20 protein-coding genes are annotated in these 17,663 nt (G+C 71.7%); 10 read left to right on the top strand and 10 right to left on the bottom strand.

What is annotated here, in order from left to right; all coding sequences use genetic code 11:
• Positions 1-94 precede the first annotated feature (94 nt).
• A complete protein-coding gene (locus ABZ406_RS07790) occupies positions 95-682 on the top strand; it encodes a general stress protein (protein ID WP_357756962.1) in 588 nt (195 codons plus the stop codon).
• 48 nt (positions 683-730) lie between these two features.
• Here ABZ406_RS07790 and ABZ406_RS07785 read toward each other — a convergent pair whose 3' ends face one another.
• Positions 731-1,318: a DUF1684 domain-containing protein gene (locus ABZ406_RS07785; protein ID WP_357757288.1), complete on the bottom strand. Its 588-nt coding sequence runs from the start codon at positions 1,316-1,318 to the stop codon at positions 731-733.
• A complete protein-coding gene (locus ABZ406_RS07780; RefSeq protein WP_357756958.1) occupies positions 1,315-1,752 on the bottom strand; it encodes a helix-turn-helix domain-containing protein in 438 nt (145 codons plus the stop codon). The genes ABZ406_RS07785 and ABZ406_RS07780 overlap by 4 nt, the downstream gene beginning before the upstream one ends.
• Positions 1,753-1,813: 61 nt before the next feature.
• On the opposite strand from ABZ406_RS07780, the gene ABZ406_RS07775 reads away from it, so the two are divergent.
• On the top strand, positions 1,814-2,821 hold the full coding sequence (locus tag ABZ406_RS07775) for a hypothetical protein (RefSeq protein ID WP_357756955.1): 1,008 nt from the start codon (positions 1,814-1,816) through the stop codon (positions 2,819-2,821).
• 94 nt (positions 2,822-2,915) lie between these two features.
• Here the strand turns inward: ABZ406_RS07775 and ABZ406_RS07770 are convergent, their stop codons facing one another.
• Positions 2,916-3,485, bottom strand: a complete 570-nt coding sequence (locus ABZ406_RS07770; protein ID WP_357756952.1) for a WHG domain-containing protein — start codon at positions 3,483-3,485, stop codon at positions 2,916-2,918.
• A gap of 61 nt (positions 3,486-3,546) precedes the next feature.
• On the opposite strand from ABZ406_RS07770, the gene ABZ406_RS07765 reads away from it, so the two are divergent.
• Positions 3,547-4,035, top strand: coding sequence for an FBP domain-containing protein (locus ABZ406_RS07765; protein ID WP_357756949.1), 489 nt, complete (start codon positions 3,547-3,549; stop codon positions 4,033-4,035).
• A gap of 52 nt (positions 4,036-4,087) precedes the next feature.
• On the opposite strand, the gene ABZ406_RS07760 is transcribed toward ABZ406_RS07765, so the two are convergent.
• On the bottom strand, positions 4,088-4,618 hold the full coding sequence (locus tag ABZ406_RS07760) for a GNAT family protein (RefSeq protein WP_357756947.1): 531 nt from the start codon (positions 4,616-4,618) through the stop codon (positions 4,088-4,090).
• Positions 4,619-4,776: 158 nt separating this feature from the next.
• On the opposite strand from ABZ406_RS07760, the gene ABZ406_RS07755 reads away from it, so the two are divergent.
• The gene (locus ABZ406_RS07755; protein WP_357756944.1) at positions 4,777-5,259 is read left to right on the top strand and encodes a MarR family transcriptional regulator; all 483 of its coding nucleotides are present in this window, start codon (positions 4,777-4,779) and stop codon (positions 5,257-5,259) included.
• A gap of 11 nt (positions 5,260-5,270) precedes the next feature.
• Positions 5,271-6,257: a pirin family protein gene (locus ABZ406_RS07750; protein ID WP_357756941.1), complete on the top strand. Its 987-nt coding sequence runs from the start codon at positions 5,271-5,273 to the stop codon at positions 6,255-6,257.
• Positions 6,258-6,321: 64 nt separating this feature from the next.
• On the opposite strand, the gene ABZ406_RS07745 is transcribed toward ABZ406_RS07750, so the two are convergent.
• The gene (locus ABZ406_RS07745; protein ID WP_327031894.1) at positions 6,322-6,450 is read right to left on the bottom strand and encodes a hypothetical protein; all 129 of its coding nucleotides are present in this window, start codon (positions 6,448-6,450) and stop codon (positions 6,322-6,324) included.
• A gap of 136 nt (positions 6,451-6,586) precedes the next feature.
• Between ABZ406_RS07745 and ABZ406_RS07740 the strand changes: the two genes are divergently transcribed.
• Positions 6,587-8,176, top strand: coding sequence for a phospholipase D-like domain-containing protein (locus ABZ406_RS07740; RefSeq protein ID WP_357757285.1), 1,590 nt, complete (start codon positions 6,587-6,589; stop codon positions 8,174-8,176).
• Here the strand turns inward: ABZ406_RS07740 and ABZ406_RS07735 are convergent.
• Complete coding sequence (locus ABZ406_RS07735; RefSeq protein ID WP_357756938.1) at positions 8,125-8,874, bottom strand: hypothetical protein; 750 nt, start codon at positions 8,872-8,874, stop codon at positions 8,125-8,127. The genes ABZ406_RS07740 and ABZ406_RS07735 overlap by 52 nt on opposite strands.
• A gap of 377 nt (positions 8,875-9,251) precedes the next feature.
• On the opposite strand from ABZ406_RS07735, the gene ABZ406_RS07730 reads away from it, so the two are divergent.
• Positions 9,252-10,076 (top strand): SigB/SigF/SigG family RNA polymerase sigma factor, encoded by an 825-nt coding sequence (locus ABZ406_RS07730; protein ID WP_357756934.1) that lies wholly within the window; start codon positions 9,252-9,254, stop codon positions 10,074-10,076.
• 101 nt (positions 10,077-10,177) lie between these two features.
• Here the strand turns inward: ABZ406_RS07730 and ABZ406_RS07725 are convergent, their stop codons facing one another.
• Genes ABZ406_RS07725 through ABZ406_RS07715 form a run of 3 tightly spaced genes read right to left on the bottom strand, consistent with a single transcriptional unit; the run spans position 10,178 to position 12,950 of the window.
• On the bottom strand, positions 10,178-10,768 hold the full coding sequence (locus ABZ406_RS07725; protein ID WP_357756932.1) for a GNAT family N-acetyltransferase: 591 nt from the start codon (positions 10,766-10,768) through the stop codon (positions 10,178-10,180).
• On the bottom strand, positions 10,765-12,276 hold the full coding sequence (locus ABZ406_RS07720; RefSeq protein ID WP_357756929.1) for an APC family permease: 1,512 nt from the start codon (positions 12,274-12,276) through the stop codon (positions 10,765-10,767). The genes ABZ406_RS07725 and ABZ406_RS07720 overlap by 4 nt, the downstream gene beginning before the upstream one ends.
• A gap of 47 nt (positions 12,277-12,323) precedes the next feature.
• Positions 12,324-12,950 carry a GPP34 family phosphoprotein gene (locus tag ABZ406_RS07715; RefSeq protein WP_357756926.1) on the bottom strand — a complete coding sequence of 209 codons (627 nt, stop codon included), beginning with the start codon at positions 12,948-12,950 and terminating at the stop codon, positions 12,324-12,326.
• A gap of 180 nt (positions 12,951-13,130) precedes the next feature.
• Between ABZ406_RS07715 and ABZ406_RS07710 the strand changes: the two genes are divergently transcribed.
• Genes ABZ406_RS07710 through hrpB form a run of 3 tightly spaced genes read left to right on the top strand, consistent with a single transcriptional unit; the run spans position 13,131 to position 16,766 of the window.
• Complete coding sequence (locus ABZ406_RS07710) at positions 13,131-13,955, top strand: helix-turn-helix transcriptional regulator (protein WP_357757283.1); 825 nt, start codon at positions 13,131-13,133, stop codon at positions 13,953-13,955.
• Between the two features lie 41 nt (positions 13,956-13,996).
• Positions 13,997-14,197 (top strand): DUF397 domain-containing protein, encoded by a 201-nt coding sequence (locus tag ABZ406_RS07705; RefSeq protein ID WP_357756923.1) that lies wholly within the window; start codon positions 13,997-13,999, stop codon positions 14,195-14,197.
• 28 nt (positions 14,198-14,225) lie between these two features.
• Complete coding sequence (hrpB, locus tag ABZ406_RS07700; protein WP_357756921.1) at positions 14,226-16,766, top strand: ATP-dependent helicase HrpB; 2,541 nt, start codon at positions 14,226-14,228, stop codon at positions 16,764-16,766.
• Between the two features lie 8 nt (positions 16,767-16,774).
• Here hrpB and ABZ406_RS07695 read toward each other — a convergent pair whose 3' ends face one another.
• Positions 16,775-17,500 (bottom strand): protein phosphatase 2C domain-containing protein, encoded by a 726-nt coding sequence (locus ABZ406_RS07695; protein ID WP_357756918.1) that lies wholly within the window; start codon positions 17,498-17,500, stop codon positions 16,775-16,777.
• Positions 17,501-17,663: the final 163 nt, after the last annotated feature.

The following is a 17,663-nucleotide window of genomic DNA, read 5'->3' as shown; positions in this document are numbered from 1 at the left end:
TTCCCCTCCGGCCGCCCGAGCGACACGACGTCACGGCTTTGCGTTACCGCTCGGCCTGGACGGGAACCCGGGGAGCTGACGAGGGAGGATGCTCATGACGTCAGCTTCGGGGCCGACCGCCGCGTGGCGGTCCGGCACACAGGGTGGCGACCTGCTTCCATCCGGGCCGGCCGGCCGCCTGTCGACGCCGACCGGGGACGGCCACGGGCCGGAATCCGGCCCACCGACCGTGACGATCGGCTCGTACCCGGACTATCCGACCGCGCAGCGGGTCGTCGACTACCTGGCCGACAACCGCTTCCCGGTGGAGCACAGCGCCATCGTCGGCACCAACCTCGCCCTGGTGGAGACGGTGCTCGGGCGGATGACCACCGGTCGAGCCGGCCTGCTCGGCGCCGGCACAGGTGCCTGGTTCGGGCTCTTCATCGGCCTGTTGTTCGGTATCTTCACCGTCGGCAACTGGCTGGCGGTGATTTTGGTCGGCCTGGTCATCGGCGCGATCTGGGGTGCCGTCTTCGGCGCTGTCGCGCACGCGATGACAGGCGGGCAACGTGACTTCACGTCGGCCAGCTCACTGCGCGCCGGCCAGTACGCGGTGACCGTCGACGCGCAGCTCGCCGACCAGGCGCGACAGTTGCTCGGTCGGATGCAGATGCCCAACTCGGCGGACAACGCCCGCTGAACGACGACCGACCGGCCGTCCCGGCAGCACGCCGGGGCGGCCGGCCGTTCAGTCGTGGTACGTCAGCTCGCCGGCGCGGATCTCGACCTCGACCCGGTTCTCCGGGGGCGCCAGGGGGCAGGCCCAGCGGTCGTCGTAGGCGCAGCTCGGGTTGTAGAGGAAGTTGGCGTCCAGCCGGACCCGGTCGCCGGGCAGCAGCTCGACACCCCGACCGAAGGTGCCCTTCACCGTGTCGGTGAGGTACCGGCCTCCCCCGTAGCTCTCCCACCCGCAGGTGCCGTCGCGCAGTGGCACGAACAACCCGCCCCCGTACGCCTCGATCCACCACAGGGTCAGCGGCCCCCAGGGTGTCTCGGCCACTGCCACCCGCCGGTAGGCGACCACCCCGTCCGGGCCGCCGGTGTCGATGCGCAGCTCCCCGCTGGCCGGTCGCAGGGGCGCTTCGACAACGGCTTCGGGATTGGGCGGGAAGTACCGCAGCCCGGGAAAGCCGGGCCGATCCGCAGCGGGGATGGGGCTCTGCGAGTGGGTGGCGAAGATTTCGTCGCGGCCGGCGCGGAAGCCGGTCAGGTCGGCGTCGGACAGGTACAGCCGGGCCACCCGCTCGCGCCAGTCGGCCAACTCCAGGTCGGTCAGCATGCTGGGGACTCCTGATCGAATGACAGCTCTCCGGACCGGAGGGGCTCGCCACACGCCCGGCAGCGCACCTCGGCGACGAAGACCTGGCCGCAGACGTCGTGGACGAAGTCGACAGTGGGCACGTCGCCCCCGCTGTAGGTGTCACCCCAGCGCTTGAGCACGAGGATGACCTGCCCGAGGTCCTTGCCCTTCTGGGTGAGTTCGTACCCGGCGGCCTTGCCGTCCTCGATGGCACGGGCCTGGAGGATGCCGGTTTCGGCGAGTTTGCGCAGTCGGGCGGCGAGAACATCCCTGGGCGCACCGACGGCGCGAAGGATCTCGGTGTACCGCGAGGCGCCGAATGCGAGCGCACGCACGATGTGCAGCGACCACCTGTCGTTGACTGCGTCGAGCGCCACAGCGAGGGTGTCCCGCTCCGGTTTGGTTTTCAAACCGTCGGTGCTACGGTTCGTTTGGTTGGACATTCAAACCACACTACCCGAGGAGACACCGATGACGTCGCCATCCGATCCACCTACCAACGGCCCAACACCCGTCGTCACCCAGCGCCGAGCCTGGACGACACTCGTGATCACCGGGCTGATCATCGGCACGGCGTTCATCGCGGTCTATGTCGGGCTGCAACGCAGCCCCCAGCCGAGCCGGCTGCCGATCGCCGTTGTCAGCGCCCAACTGGCGAACACCGCACAGGCCGGCTTCGGCGACACGGTGGCAGTCACCGAGGTCGCGACCGTCGCGGACGGTGAGGCAATGGTGCGACACGGCGACGCCGTCGCCGTCCTCGGCGCGACGTCCCCCAGCACGCTGACACTCGACTACGCGGGCGCGAGCGGGTTCAGCGAGAGTGGCGCCGCGCGCCAGCTCGCCGCCGGCCTCGCCGAGAAGGCCGGGGCGACCGTTCAGGAGAACGACATCGTGCCGCTGGCTACCTACGACAGCCGAGGGCTGTCCGCCTTCTACGTGGTGTTCGGCGTCACCCTTTCGTCGTTCGTCCTCGCGCAGGGGCTCACCGCGGCCACCGCGAAGGTGCGACTGCGCCACCGCATCTACGCGATGGGCGGATTCGCCGTCCTGATCGGGGTGATCGCGGCGACCGTCGCAGGCCCGGTATACGGATCACTGACGGCCCCGTTCCCGCTGCTCGCGCTCTCGCTCATCCTCCTGTCCGCCGCCAGCGCCTTCACGACGAAGGCTCTCGGGGCCTGGCTCGGCCCGGCGGGAATCGCCCTCGCCGTCCTCACCCTCACGACGATCGGCAACGCGACGAGCGGGGCGACGATCGGCGTCGACCTGCTGCCGGACTGGGCGCAGGCGATCTCGGGCAAGCTCCCGCCGGGAGCGGCGGTGCGGGCCGTCAACAACTTCGGCTACTTCGACGGCGCGCACACAGTGGCACCCCTCGTCATCCTCGCCACCTGGTTCCTGGCGGGCCTCGGGTTCGTCCTGCTCCGCCAGCGAACCGCGCAACGCCGCCCGGTCCGCGCTGAGGTGGCACGGTGACCGCCCGGAACCGACTGGCTGGTGAACGTCACCGCGCCGGCGACGCTGTGACCTGAGCGCCGGCCGGGCGGGGAGACGCAGGCCCGGCCGGCCGTCAGCGCGACGGCCAGTTGGTGAGGACGGCGTCGAGGGCGTCCAGGGTGCGCGACCACGAGTCGTCGGTGGGGCGTGGGGTGTGCCGGAAGCCGCCCGTTCGCTCCAGGCTCACGAACCCGTGGAACGTGCTGTGCATCATCCGCACCGCGTCGGTCTGGTCCGGCTCGGAGAGCCGGTAGCCGCGCAGGATCGCCCTGGTCATCTCGGCGTGCCGGATGCCCGCGCTGGCGGCGGCGGTCTCCGGGTCGAGGTCGATCTGCATGGCGGCGTAGCGGCCCGGGTGCTCTCGCGCGTAGTCGCGGTACGCGTTGGCGAAGGCCACCAGCGCGTCCTTGCCGGCCCGGCCGGCGAGCGCGGCGGCGACCCGGTCGGCCAGCTCCGCCAACGCCAGCAGGGCGATCCTGACCCGCAGGTCGTGCGCGTTCTTCAGATGGAAGTAGAGGCTGGCGTCCTTCACCCCGAACTGGCGGGCGAGAGCGGCCACGGTGACGTTCTCGACGCCCACCTGGTCGGCCATCTCCGCCGCAGCACGTGTCAGGCGCTCGACTGTCACCCCTGCGCGTGCCATCCACCACACTCCAGAACCTAGCTTTGTTAATCGTTTGCCTAGGAGAGCTAGGCTACTACCTATGTTGGTCCTGACCGAATCCGCCATCCGCGCCTCCTTCGTCAACTGCAGCCGGGGCGAGGCGAAAAGGCTGGCCGTACCGAATGATCTTGAGAAGCGTCAGTGGGACGACCTCGACTTCCTCGGCTGGCGGGATCCCGCCGCGCCACAGCGGGCCTACCTGGTCGCCGAGACCGACAGCGGGCTGGCCGGGGTGGTGCTGCGGGCCGCGACGCACCAGACCGGGCGCGTCCGGCACAGCATGTGCTCGTTCTGCCTGACCACGCACCTCGGTGGCGGAGTCTCGCTGATGACGGCCCCCAAGGCCGGCCCGAGCGGACGGCAGGGCGATTCGGTGGGCACCTACCTGTGCTCCGACCTGGCCTGCTCCCTGTACCTGCGGGGAAAGAAGCACGCCGGGCCCCCCGCGCCCGAGCCGCTCCCCCTTCCGGAACGGATCGACCGGGTCCGGAACGCCCTCGCGACATTCCTCCGCAAGGTCGCCGACTGACTCTTCAGGGCGGCCGGAGCCGGGGCCTGTTCGGGCCCCGGACCGCCGCCGGCTAGCTGTCGGTCGCCAGGCGGGCGTGCAGGTGCTCGTCGTAGCGGCGACCGTCGCCGTACCGGTACGACTCCCGCAACGTCCCCTCCGCCGCGTAGCCGGCGCGGTCGGCGACCCGGCAGGACGCCGGGTTAGCCACCGCGTGGCACAACTCAACCCGGTGCAGCCCGAGGTCGGCGAACGCCCACTCGGTGAGCCGGACGACGGCACGCACCGCCACCTGACGCCCCCGTGCCGCGGGCACCGTCCAGTACCCGATGGACGCGTCGCCGCCACGGATCTGGTGCAGCGACACCGAGCCGAGCAGTTTCCCGTCCGCCGCCGCGGTGACCGCCATCGACGCGTGGTCGCCGGTGGACCAGTCGGCCCGCCGGCGCACCCAGAGCAGTGCCACCTCGTCGTCGATCGAGCCGCCCTGCGGGTTCCACTGGGCGATCGCGGGGTCGCGGAGGGCGTCGCGGACCACCGGAGCGTCCTCGTCTCGCCACTGTCGCAGCAACAGGTCGGCGGCGGCGAGTTCCACATGTTCCACGGGGCCGGAGTCTGGCACAGGCCGCCGCCGTCGCGCCGCCGGACCACCGCAGGTGTTGTTCAAAGCTGCACGATTTGCTCCCCGAGGCACGCACAGGTGACCCAGAAGACGCTCAAAGACTGTTAGTTAAATTTTGAAAGAGTGCTATCGTCATGGGCATGACCGAGAGCCTGGACAGCACCCGAGGGGCCGCCTGGCGCGCCTACATCGAGGCCAGCCAGCGTCTCTTCACCCAACTGGAAGAGGACCTGCGGGTCGACAGCGACCTCAGCTTCGCCGACTACCACGTGCTGGTCCTGCTCTCCGAGGCGCCAGGGCAACGGCTGCGGATGGGCGAGCTGGCCAGCCGGTTGATCTTCTCGCCCAGCCGCCTCACGTACCAGGTCTCCTCCATGCAGCGCCGTGGCCTGGTCAGCAAGGAACCCTGCCCGGACGACAGACGCGGCAGCGAGGCGGTCCTCACCGCCGCCGGGCTGCTCGCCCTGCGGGAAGCCGCACCCCACCATCTGGCGTCGGTGCGTACCCACCTGATGGACGACCTCGACGACGCCGAGGTCGCCTGCCTCACCCGGATCTTCGACAGGCTCGGCGAGCGCCTGCGGGCATCACGGGTCAGCTCGGCCACCCCTACCGCACGTTAGGAGCCCTCGACATGCCCGCGATCACCGTCGACAACGTCCTCGTCCTACCCCGCCTGCCCCGACTCGACGAGACCACCACGATCCGACCGGTCCGCACGGTGACCACGGCGCCCAGCGGCTTCGAGGGTGAGGGCTTCCCGGTCCGTCGCGCCTTCGCCGGGGTGTCGACCACCGACCTGGACCCGTTCATCCACCTCGACCAGATGGGCGAGGTCGACTACGCGCCGGGCGAGCCCAAGGGCACTCCGTGGCACCCGCACCGCGGCTTCGAGACCGTCACGTACATCATCGACGGCATCTTCGACCACCAGGACTCCAACGGCGGTGGTGGCACCATCACCGACGGCGACACCCAGTGGATGACCGCCGGAAGCGGCCTGCTGCACATCGAGGCGCCGCCGGAGCACCTGGTGGCGAGCGGCGGGCTCTTCCACGGCACCCAACTGTGGGTCAACCTGCCCCGCTCGGCCAAGATGAACCCGCCCCGCTACCAGGACATCCGAGGTCGGGAGTCGGCGCTGCTCACCACGCCCGACGGCGGTGCGCTGATCCGGGTCATCGCCGGCGAGGTCGCCGGGCACCGCGGCCCGGGTTCGACATTCACCCCGATCACCATCACCCACGTCACCGTGCAACCGGGCGCCCAGGTCGACCTGCCCTGGCGGCCCGACTTCAACGCCCTGGTGTACGTGCTGGGCGGTCGCGGCACCGTCGGCGCCGACCGGCGGCCGGTGCGGACCGGTCAGCTCGCCGTGCACGGCCCGGGTGACGCGCTGCGGTTCGATGCCGACACCACGCAGGACAGCAACACCCCGGCACTGGACCTCTACATCATGGGCGGTCAGCCCATCCGGGAGCCGGTGGCACAGTACGGCCCGTTCGTGATGAACACCCGTGACGAACTGCTCAAGGCGTTCGAGGACTTCCAGGCCGGTCGCCTCGGCGTGATCCCCACCGAGCGGCTCCCGCACACCGGCGGCCAGGGCACCCGGCCCTGACCCTGCCGGGCTACTGAGATCGGCGCCGACGCCTCCGGTTCACCCCGGGGGCGTCGGCGCCGCCTCAGGAGACCGCAAAGATCCCGGCCACGCCCAGGATCACCATCACCAACACCGCTACCAGCGCCCCCCGCTCGCTCTCCACCGCCGGCTCGCGGTTCTCGGTCACGGGATTCGTCGTCTCGCGGGGCATGGTGTGGCCTCCTTGGCTGTTGTCTGCGTCGCTTCCGATGGCGTTGGCCAGGTCACCGGTCTGCCGGCCTGGCGTGCGGACCCGCGCCCGGGGTCCTACCGTGGAGGACGTTGCCGACCTCCAGGGGGGCTGGACGGTGCCGTTGCAGGACTGGTTTCTCACCGCTGAGGAACGTGCCAACCCGGTGTCTGGCATACCCGTATGGACCACGGGAAACCTCGCCGAGCCGTTGATTCACGGCGCCGCGTACTTCGACCGGCTGGTCGACGAGGTCGAGGCCCTGGGCCCCGGAGACCACCTGTTCTTCACCGACTGGCGCGGTGACCCGGACCAGCGGTTGCGCGCCGACGGCCCGACAGTCGCCCAGCTCTTCGCGCAGGCCGCGCAGCGCGGTGTGGTGGTCAAGGGGTTGATCTGGCGTTCGCACCTCGACGTCCTGGCGTACAGCGAGGCGGAGAACCGCGACCTGAGCGAGACGATCTCGGCCGCCGGTGGCGAGGTGCTGCTCGATCAACGGGTCCGACGCGGCGGGTCACACCATCAGAAGCTCGTGGTGCTGCGGCACCTGGGCGCGCCCGAGCGGGACGTCGCCTTCGCCGGCGGGATCGACCTGTGCCACAGCCGCCGCGACGACGCCGCGCACCACGGCGACCCGCAACCGGTGCAGATGTCCCCCCGGTACGGGTCGAATCCGCCCTGGCACGACGTGCAGCTCGCGGTGCGCGGTCCGGTGGTCGGCGCGTTGGACACCCTGTTCCGGGAACGGTGGACCGACCCGATGCCGCTGGACTCGGAGAACCCGATGGCGTACCTGCGGGATCGGTTGCGCGGCTCGGACCTGAAGCCCGACCCGCTGCCCGAGCAACCGGCCGATCCGCCACCCTGCGGTCCGCACCAGGTCCAGGTGCTGCGCACCTACCCCGCCGTCCGTCCCCGCTACTCGTTCGCGCCGGATGGGGAGCGCACCGTGGCCCGGGGCTACACCAAGGCGGTACGCCGAGCCCGCCGGCTCATCTATCTTGAGGACCAGTACCTGTGGTCGGCCGAGGTCGCGGACCTGTTCGCGCACGCGCTGCGGGACAACCCGGACCTGCACCTGATCGCTGTCGTCCCCCGCCACCCGGACGTGGACGGCAGGCTGGCCCTGCCGCCGAACATGGTCGGGCGCGAGCAGGCGCTGTCGTTGTGCGAGCGGGCCGCACCGGACCGGGTGCACGTGTTCGACGTGGAGAACCACGCCGGCGACCCGGTCTACGTGCACGCGAAGGTCTGCGTGGTCGACGACGTCTGGGCCAGCGTGGGCAGCGACAACCTCAACCGGCGGTCCTGGACGCACGACAGCGAACTGTCCTGTGCGGTGCTCGACGAGACCCCGGACCAGCGGGAGCCCGCCGACCCCGCTGGGCGGGGTGACGGCGCGCGCAGCTTCGCCCGCGACCTGCGACTGCGGCTGTGGCGGGAGCACCTGGACCGGGACCCGGACGGCGCGGACGACGCCGACCTGTTGGATCCGGCGGACGCCGTCGCGGCCGTCACGGCCGCCGCCGACGCGCTTCAGCAGTGGTACGACGACGGCCGGGTGGGAGAACGCCCACCCGGGCGGCTGCGCCCGCACCGCCCCGAGCGGCTGCCGTGGTATACCCGGGCCTGGGCGCTGCCGGTGTACCGGTTGGTCTACGACCCGGACGGCAGGCCGCTGCGGGCGAGGCTTGCCGGCACCTGGTGAAGCGGCCGGGCCGGTTCCGGCGCGGCGACCGCGTGCACGCTCAGCCCGCCGGGGTAGGCGAACGAGGAGCGCGGTGAGTAGTAGCCGAAGCCGATTGTCAACGGGTTGGCCGGGCGCAGCGCGTACATCGGATGGCTGGGCTGGAGGAACTCCACTGACTCGATCTCGAACGGGGCGACCGGCTCGGCGACGAACGGGTAGGCGGAGCTGAGCAGTTGGCCGTCGCGCCTGGTGAAGTAGCGGTGGTGTCCACTGCTGATGACATGCCCGGTCTCCCCCACGCGACAGCGCGCCCGGACCAGCGGCGTGCCGTCGATCTCCGTCTCGGACAGCAGGTCCTCACCACTGACCTCGATGCGGGTGCGCCCGGCGAGCACCGGCGCGCCGCGGGCGACGGCGTACTCACGGACCCGCCGGGTGGAGGCCACGTAGTGGGTCCACCAGCCGCCCGGGTTGAGGCCGCCGGGGGCGTCGACGCCCAGGAGCGAGACCCCGAGGTAGGTGAGCGAGTACGCGCCGAAGCCAGAGGTCTGCGTCTCGTCGTCGACGACGTACTGGTTGAGGAAGACCTGGCGGTCGGGGCGGGGGCAGAGCCCCGGAGGGACCAGTGCGGCGACCGCGTCCGGATCCGCCGGCAGCCAGCTGAAGTAGAGGGTGCGACTGTTCACGACGAGCTGGGGAGCGGCGGGATCGAGCACGGTGCCTCCGAACCGGGTGTGTACAGGCGACGCTACGGCCGGTCCCACCAGCGGGACAACGACGGATAGTCGACACTGCTGGCGACTTGTCGGATCCCGTGTTGACCGATCGACACTGCCTGTGGGCCGATCGGCCCCACCGGTTGGCCGGCCGGGCAGTGCAACACGGTCGGAAAAGCGGGTAAGGAGCCTCACAGCGATCCTGACTTCTGCACTACTTGTCCGATTTGTTATTTAACACACCTTAAGTACATCAACCTTTCGGCTAGATTTCCGGGAGACGATCAGGTTAAGGTGACTCCCGAACGGACCATTGAGAGTTAAACCAAAGCGTCACACCTTTTTCGTCAGCGGACGAGGTGCAGGGAGGACCACCCATGACCGCGCCAACGATCACCGAGCAGCCGAGCGCAGCCGCCAAGCCCACCACCAAGCTTGACCCGCGCGCTCTCACCGACAGCGCTGCCGACCTGCTCAACGCGATGGCGGCGCTGCCCGCCAACCACCCGTCGCGCGCCTCGCTGCGGGACCGGGCGATCGAGGCCTGGCTGCCGCTCGCCAACCACCTGGCCCACCGCTACAGCGGGCGCGGCGAGCCCAACGACGACCTGGCGCAGACCGCCGCGATCGGCCTGATCAAGGCCATCGACAAGTTCGACCCCTCGCGCGGTGTCGACTTCGCCGGCTACGCGATCCCCACCATCATCGGTGAGCTGAAGCGGCACTTCCGGGACCGCACCTGGGACATCCGGGTGCCCCGCCGGCTCCAGGAGCTGCGGCTGGCCATCTCGGACGCCAACAGCTCGCTCCTGCAGACCCTCGGTCGCTCGCCGACGGTCGCCGACATCGCCGCGCACCTCAAGCTCACCGAGGAAGAGGTGCTGGAGGGTCTGGAAGGCGCCCGCGCGTACAACGCGGTGTCGCTGTCCACCCCGACCGGCGACGGCGAGCGCGCCACCGAGCTGGGTGACATGCTCGGCGGCGAGGACACCGAGTTCGAGCTGGCGGAGCTGCGCGTGGCCCTCGGCCCGGCGCTGGCCACCCTCGACGAGCGCGAGCAGAAGATCCTCACGCTGCGCTTCTACGGCAACCTGACCCAGTCGCAGATCGCCGACCAGATCGGTGTCTCGCAGATGCACGTCTCGCGGTTGCTGACCCGCGCACTGACCAAGCTGCGTGGCCAGCTCGACGGCACGTACTGACCAGCTGACGACGGAAGGGCCGGGTCCGTGGACCCGGCCCTTCCGTCGTGCCGCCTGTCACGCGAGCGTGACACCGGTATCACGCCGTCGGTCCGACCGGCTCAGTGCCCGGCCGGCTCCCGCCACATCGGCCAGAACGGCGTGCCGTCGGGCACCCGGAACGGCTCGCCGGCCAGGTAGCCGTGCTTCGCGTACAGGTCCCGGCTACGCGGGCTGCTCGCCTCCAGGTAGGCAGGCATCCCGTTGGCGTCCAACCAGGCGTGGTGGTGGCGCATCAGCGCACTCCCCAACCCCTGCCCCTGCCGGTCGGGCCGGGTCGCCAGGAACGCGAGGTGATGGTGGTCCGGATGCGGGTGGTTGGCCGCGAACAGCTCGTCGAGGTGCTGGAACCGGTCGGTCCACTCGCCGCAGGCGGCGGCCAGTCGGGCGTCGTAGTCCTCCGGCGGCGGTGCCGGCTCGCCGACCGACGGGAACCAGACCGCTACCGAGGCCCGGTCCGCCGTGGCGTGGACCATGCCGTGCCGCATCGCGTGCCCGACCAGGATCTCGAAGTCCCCGGCCAGCACCGCCTCCCGCTTGCTCGGGTCGGGTACCAGCCAGGACGTCACCTCCAGCACGATGAACGCCTCGGCGATCCGGCCCGCGACGAGGTCCGTCTCCTCCGGCCCGAGTTGCTCGATGACCAGGCTCATCGGGTCACCTCCACGGGGGCCGGCGTCTCCGGCCGGACGGCGGCAGTGGCGCTCGCCGCGCCCAGACCGATCCGGGCGTACGTGTCCGGGCGGTTGCTGCGCAGCAGCAGGGCCCAGCCGATGCCCAGCAGGGCGGCCACCGGGTACGCGGCGGGCAGCGCCCAGCGCAGCGTCGAGTCCGGTGCGACGCCGAGCAGGTTGGCGAAGTTCGACACGGCCAACCAGATGATCACGAAGAGCGCGATGGTGGCCAGGCCGGGTGCGATGGCCCGTCGCCAGAGGTTCTCACCTCCGGCGGAGCGGGCGAAGTAGGCGATAACCGCGACCGAGGTGGTGGCGATCAGCAGCAGGACACCGAAGCCGCCCGTGGTGCCGACCCAGAAGAAGAGCTGAACCACCGGGTCCCAGCCGTTGACCGCGTACAGCAGGATGACGAGCAGTCCGAGGACGCTCTGCGCCACCGAGGCGGCCCGCGGCGCCCCGGTGCGGGCCGAGGTCTGCCCGAACACCGCCGGCAGCACCCGCTCCCGACCGAGCGCGAACGTGTAGCGGGCGGTGGTGTTGTGGAACGAGATCATCGCGGCGAGCACGGAGGTCAGGAAGAGCACCTGTCCGATGGTGACAGCGGTGTCACCGAGGTGCGCGGCGGCCAGGTTGAAGATGAGCCCGACGCTCTGCTCACCGGCCGCGGCGACGATCTGGTCCTGCCCGACCGCGACGGTCATGGTCCAGGACGACAACGCGTACAGCCCGGCGATGATCGCCACCGAGAGGTAGGTGGCCAGCGGCACCGTCCGCTTCGGGTCCTTGCTCTCCTCGCTGAAGACCACCGCCGACTCGAAGCCGACGAAACCGAGGACGGCGAGCACCAGCACCGCGCCAACTCCCGGCACGAAGAGGTTGTCCGGTGAGAACGAGGCGAAACCGACCTCACCGCCGGCCGGGTTGCCGAGCTGCCCCAGGTCGAAGACGAGGACCACCACGATCTCGGCGACCAGCAGCGCGGCCAGGACCATGCCGTTGAGGTCGACCCGGAGCAGGCCGAGCAGGCCGACCAACGCCCACGCCACCAGGGCCACGACGGCCCAGTGCGGGTGCCCGCCGAAGAGCCGGTCGAGCACCGGCTCGGCCGCGACGCCGATGGTGCCGTACAGCCCGACCTGCAGCGCGTTGTACGCGATGAGCGCTACCCAGGCGGCGCCCACGCCGGCCGGCCGGCCGAGGCCACGGGAGACGTAGGCGTAGAAGGCGCCGGCGTTCTCCACCCGGCGGGACATCGCCACGTAACCCACCGAGAACAGGGCGAGCACCGCGGCGATCAGCAGGAAGGCCAGCGGGATGCCGGTCACCCCGATGACGCCGTAGCCGGTGGTGACGACGCCGGCCACCACAGTCAGCGGCGCGGCGGCGGAGAGGACGAAGAAGATCACCGAGGGGATGCCGAGGCGGCCTCGGGCCAGGGCGTCGGAGACGTTGCTGGGTCGGTCGACTGTCGATGTCGGGGGCATGCGACTACTCCGGTTGTCGAGGGGAGGGTTGGGGGTTACCGGGAGGGTCAGGGGATGCCGCGCAGCACGGCGGCGCCGACGGCGGCCTCGGTGTGCCCGACGAGTTCCTTGAGCGGTGCCGGCAGCGCCGGGATGAGGACGTTGAGCCGGTGGTGCGCGCGGGGGCCGGCGCTCCACAGCACTTCGCGGGTCAGCCCGGCGGCCACGACCAGGCCCAGGAGCAGGGCGTCCGGGACGCCCGGCGGGTCCGGCCGGTCCAGCAGTGCCCGCAGCCGGGTGGCCGGCCAGGCCACCGCGTTGAGGTCGATCGGCAGGTAGCTGACCGAGGTACGCAGCAACCGGCGGCTCTCCTGGCGGCGCAGCACCCCGGCGCGGGCCAACCGCTCCCCCACCGAGGTCGTGGCGCTCTGCGCCAGGAAGCTCAGCCAGGTGCGCAGCTCCCGGTGCTGGGATTCACCGACCAACTGGTCCAGCACCGTGTGCGCCAGGGCATCGGCTGGCGGGCGTCTGTCGATGACGGTGATCTGCCCGGCCACGACAGTGATGTGTCCATAGAGGATCAGCTCGCCGAGGAGCCCGCCGGCCAGCCCGAGCCCGGTCGCCGCCGGGTGCAGTTTGGCCTTTCCACGACTGTCGTTGTGTGCGATCAGGAAGAACTCGTCGGCGATGAGCAACGGCCCTCCCGTACAGGTGTGTCCACAGTGATCGCGACCGGGAAAGGATGCACCGACAGCTACTGCAACGCAACTCCCAGATTCGAAAGTTGCACTCCGTGCATCTGCGACCTGGGGATCTTGTCGTGGCAGACTCGGACGGTGACCACCCCTGCCATCCGACCCGCCGCCAGCCCGACCGTGCGGCGACGTCGCATCGCCCGCGAACTTCGCCAACTTCGGGAACGCGCGGGCATGACCCTCGATGTGGCCGCCCGCCAACTCGACATGTCGAAGAGCAACCTCTCCCGGATCGAGACCGCCCAGATCGGCATCAAACCGCGTGACGTCCGGGCCGCTCTCGCGCTGTACCAGGTGACCGGTTCGGATGCCGAGGCGCTCATCGAGATCGCCCGGGGGGCACAGCAGCGCGGTTGGTGGCAGAACTACAGCGACGTCCTTCCCGAATGGTTCGAGTTCTACGTCGGCCTGGAGGCCGAGGCGGCGACGCTGCGCACGTACGAGGCCGAGTCCGTGCCGGGCCTGCTGCAGACCGAGGCGTACGCGCGGGAGATCTTCCGGCGTACCGCCGGCGAGGACGGCCTGGAGCGGAAGATCGCGGCCCGGCTGCACCGGCAGGAGGTGCTGCGCCGCGAGGACCCGGTCGACCTGTCGGTGGTCATCAACGAGGCGGTGCTCCTGCGACCGGTCGGCGGCACCGCGGTGATGGCCGCACAGCTGGTCCACCTGAGCCGGACCGCTCAACTACCCAACGTGACAATTCAGGTACTTCCCTTCGCCGCTGGCGGGCATCCGGCCATGAGCACCCCGTACGTGATCCTCCACTTCGCCGACGCCGCCGACGCGTCGGTGGTTTACCTGGATAACCTCACGATGGGACTGGCTCTGGAGGAAGCCGATCATGTGCGCGGGTATAGCCTTCTGCACGAGGAGCTGTGCCGGATGGCGCTCGATCCGGCGGCGTCGATGACCCGTCTTGAGCAGGCTTCTCGTAACTTTGCGTGACCGCCTCTGCGGCACGCCGACGCAGACGAGAGGCACCGCGGATGACGGCGTACGACCTGACCCGAGCGGACTGGCGCACCAGCACGCGCAGCAGCGGCAACGGCAACTGCGTGGAGGTCGCGACAGTCGACGGTCAGGTCGCCGTCCGGGACAGCAAGGACCGCTCCGGCCCGGTGCTCGCCTTCGGCGCGACGGCCTGGCGGGCCTTCGTGCTCGACGTCGGCGAGGTCCGTCGCTCCTGACGCACCCGCGCCGGTGCGAGACTGGGCCGTGCTCTCCGACGTAACCCTTGACCTGCCGGTCCGGCCGGTGCTGCCGGCGCTGGTCGCGGCACTCGACGCGGCCGGCACCGGTGTGCTGGTGGCCCCGCCGGGCACCGGCAAGACCACCCTGGCGCCGCTGGCCGTCGCCGACCGGGTGACCGGCCGGGTGGTGATCGCCCAACCCCGTCGGGTGGCGGCTCGTGCCGCCGCCCGTCGGATGGCCGAACTGCTCGGCGAGCGGGTCGGTGAGCGGGTCGGCTACGCGGTGCGTGGCGAGCGCCGGGTCGGCCCGGCCACCAGGATCGAGGTGGTCACCACCGGCCTGCTGGTCCGCCGGCTGCACCACGACCCGGAACTGCCGGGAGTCGGTGCCGTGCTGCTCGACGAGTGCCACGAACGCCAGCTCGACGCCGACCTCGCGCTGGCCTTCACGGTGGAGGCCCGCGCCACCCTCCGACCGGACCTGTGGCTGCTGGCCATGTCGGCGACCCCGGACACCGACCGGTTCGCCGCGCTGCTGGGTGGGCCCACCCCGGCCCCGGTGGTACGGGCCGACTCGGCGCTGCACCCGGTCCAGCGGATCTGGGTGCCCCCGGCGCGCCCCATCGCCCCACCCGGGGCCCGGCCGGTGGACCGGGCACTGCTCGACCACGTGGCCGCCACCGTCCGGCGGGCGCTACGCGAGCACGACGGCGACGTGCTCGTCTTCCTGCCCGGGGCCGGCGAGATCGCCGCGGTCACCGGCCGGCTGAACGACCTGCGGGACACCGTGGCACTGCTGCCCCTGCACGGCCGCCAACGCGGCACCGAGCAGGACGCCGCGCTGCGTCGCGCGGACCGACGGCGGGTGGTCCTGGCCACCGCGCTGGCCGAGACCAGTCTGACCGTGCCGGGCGTACGCATCGTGGTGGACGCCGGGCTCTCCCGGGTGCCCCGGATCGACCTGGCCCGAGGGCTGGGCGCGCTGGTCACGGTGCCGGTCTCCCGCGCCGCCGCCACTCAGCGGGCCGGACGGGCCGGCCGGGAGGCGCCCGGGTACGTCTACCGATGCTGGTCGGCGGCGACCCACGAGCGGCTGCCAGCCCGCGCCGAGCCGGAGATCGCCACCGCCGACCTGACCGGCTTCGCGCTGGAGCTGGCCGCCTGGGGCGCACCGGGTGGCGTCGGGCTGGAGTTGCCCGACGCGCCGCCGGCCGCCGCGATGACAGTGGCCCGGAGCACCCTGGAGACCCTGGGCGCTGTCGACGCCGACGGTCGGATCACCGCGCGGGGGCTGTCGATCGCCGCCGCCGGGGCGCACCCACGGCTGGCTCGGGCGCTGCTCGACGGCGCCGGCCGGGTCGGTGCCGACCGGGCCGCCGAGGTGGTCGCCCTGCTCGCCGAGGAGAGCGCTGCCGGTCCCGGTGACGACCTGGTCGCCGGGTGGCGTCGGCTGCGCACCGGCGTGGACGCCGGCGCCACCGCCCGCTGGCGCACCGAGGTACGCCGGCTCCGCGCCGCACTGCCGACCGGCACCGCACCGGGAGGCCGCACCGATGCCACCGACCGGACCGGCTCGGTCGGGCTGAGCGACGATCTCGCCGCCGGGCTGCTGGTCGGGCTGGCGTACCCGGAACGGTTGGCCCGGGTGCGGCGGCCGGGCGGTTCGGCGTACCTGATGACCGGCGGGACCGCCGCGGAGCTGGCCGCCGGCTCGGGCCTGACCGGGTCCGACTGGCTGGCGGTGGCGGTCGCGGACCGCACACCGGGCGCGCCGTCGGCCCGGATCCGCCGGGCCTCCCCGGTGGACGAGGCGACGGCGCGGGAGGCGGCCGGCCCGCTCCTGGGCACCGTCCGCGAGGTCGGCTGGTCCGACGGGGACGTGGTGGCCCGGGAGGTGACCCGGCTGGGGGCGATCGAGCTGGTCGAGCGGCGGCTGGACCGGCCGGACCGGGCGGAGGTGGCCGCCGCGTTGCTGACCGGCCTTCGTCAGGACGGGCTGGGGTTGCTGCCGTGGACGCCGGCGGCGCGGGCTTTGCGCGAGCGGCTCGCGTTCCTCCGGCACCACCTGGGTGACCCGTGGCCGGACGTCGGCGACGACTCGTTGCTCGACTCCGCGCCGAGCTGGCTCGGCCCGGAACTGGCCGCCGCGCGCCGCCGTGCCGACCTGGCGCGGGTGGACGTGCCGTCGGCGCTGCGTCGGCTGCTGCCCTGGGCGCAGGCCGCCCGCCTCGACGACCTGGCCCCGGAGCGGATCGAGGTGCCGAGTGGTTCCCGGGTCCGGCTGGACTACAGCGACCCGGGCGCGCCGGTGCTCGCCGTGAAGCTCCAGGAGACGTTCGGCTGGCCGGCGGCCCCCCGCATCGCCGACGGCCGGGTGCCGGTGCTGCTGCACCTGCTCTCCCCCGCCGGCCGGCCGGTGGCGGTCACCGCCGACCTGGCGTCGTTCTGGCGTACCGGCTACCCGCAGGTCCGCTCCGAGCTGCGCGGGCGTTATCCCCGGCATCCGTGGCCGGAGGACCCGGGAACGGCGACGCCCACCCGGCGCGTCACGCCACGTCGGCGCTGAGTGCCGGCCTACTCCTCGACGACGTCGGCCACCACGACTGTGACGTTGTCCGGCGCGCCGGCGTGCAGAGCCAGGTCGATCAGCTTGGCGGCGCAGGCGTCCCGGTCGGGGTGGCCGCTGAGCACCTCGGTGAGGGTGTCCGGGCGGACCACGTTGGAGAGCCCGTCGCTGCACAGCAGCCACCGGTCGCCGTCCCGGGGCACCATCGTCGCGTACGACGGGGAGACCTCGTCACCCTGCAACGCCTGGGTGACCACGGCGCGGCGCGGATGGCTGCTGGCCTGGTCCGGGGTGATCACGCCCTGATCCACAAGCATCTGCACGAACGTGTCGTCCCGGGTGACCTGCTTGAGCACGCCCTCGCGGAACAGGTAGGCCCGGGAGTCGCCGACGTGCGCGAGCGCCAGGCAGCTGCCGGTACGGGCGAAGAGCAGCGCGGTGAGCGTGGTGCCCATGCCCTGGCGCTCGGGATCGTCGTCGACCGCCTGCCGGATCCGGGAGGTGGCCAGCGCGATGCCGCCCTCGAGCGCGGCCACCAGGGCGTCCTCGGGTGTCTCCACGTCCAGTGGGGCGACCGCGTCGATGGTGAGGGCGCTGGCCAGGTCGCCGGCGGCCATCCCGCCCATGCCGTCGGCGACGGCGACGAGCCAGGTGCCGGCGTGCAGGGCGTCCTGGTTTCCGCTGCGGATCAGCCCACGGTCGCTCGTTCCCACGGAACGCAGCTTCAGGGTCATGGGAGGCAGCCTGCCAGGCGAAGGGCGCAGTTGTCTCTAGGAGATCAGGACGACGGCGCGTGGCGCGGTCAATCTCACGTCCGGACGGCGGCCTCCGGGAGCCACCCGCCGGGCTGACCGCCCACGTGGGATGCCGAAACCCATCCAACCAGATCAATTGACA

It is taken from the genome of Micromonospora sp. NPDC005710 (genome assembly GCF_040630995.1).
In the GTDB taxonomy this organism is placed as follows: domain Bacteria; phylum Actinomycetota; class Actinomycetes; order Mycobacteriales; family Micromonosporaceae; genus Micromonospora.
The sequence above is the reverse complement of the archived record's forward strand: the minus strand, read 5'-3'. Positions and strand labels throughout refer to the sequence as shown.

Coding starts and splice junctions, on each gene's coding strand:
- ABZ406_RS07720 (WP_357756929.1), bottom strand. CDS start 12,276: ATGCCCCCGACATCGACAGTCGACCGACCCAGCAACGTCTCCGACGCC.
- ABZ406_RS07745 (WP_327031894.1), bottom strand. CDS start 6,450: ATGCCCCGCGAGACGACGAATCCCGTGACCGAGAACCGCGAGCCGGCG.
- ABZ406_RS07770 (WP_357756952.1), bottom strand. CDS start 3,485: ATGGCACGCGCAGGGGTGACAGTCGAGCGCCTGACACGTGCTGCGGCG.
- ABZ406_RS07705 (WP_357756923.1), top strand. CDS start 13,997: ATGACGGCGTACGACCTGACCCGAGCGGACTGGCGCACCAGCACGCGC.
- ABZ406_RS07725 (WP_357756932.1), bottom strand. CDS start 10,768: ATGAGCCTGGTCATCGAGCAACTCGGGCCGGAGGAGACGGACCTCGTC.
- ABZ406_RS07695 (WP_357756918.1), bottom strand. CDS start 17,500: ATGACCCTGAAGCTGCGTTCCGTGGGAACGAGCGACCGTGGGCTGATC.
- ABZ406_RS07790 (WP_357756962.1), top strand. CDS start 95: ATGACGTCAGCTTCGGGGCCGACCGCCGCGTGGCGGTCCGGCACACAG.
- ABZ406_RS07755 (WP_357756944.1), top strand. CDS start 4,777: ATGACCGAGAGCCTGGACAGCACCCGAGGGGCCGCCTGGCGCGCCTAC.
- ABZ406_RS07750 (WP_357756941.1), top strand. CDS start 5,271: ATGCCCGCGATCACCGTCGACAACGTCCTCGTCCTACCCCGCCTGCCC.
- ABZ406_RS07730 (WP_357756934.1), top strand. CDS start 9,252: ATGACCGCGCCAACGATCACCGAGCAGCCGAGCGCAGCCGCCAAGCCC.
- ABZ406_RS07765 (WP_357756949.1), top strand. CDS start 3,547: ATGTTGGTCCTGACCGAATCCGCCATCCGCGCCTCCTTCGTCAACTGC.
- ABZ406_RS07775 (WP_357756955.1), top strand. CDS start 1,814: ATGACGTCGCCATCCGATCCACCTACCAACGGCCCAACACCCGTCGTC.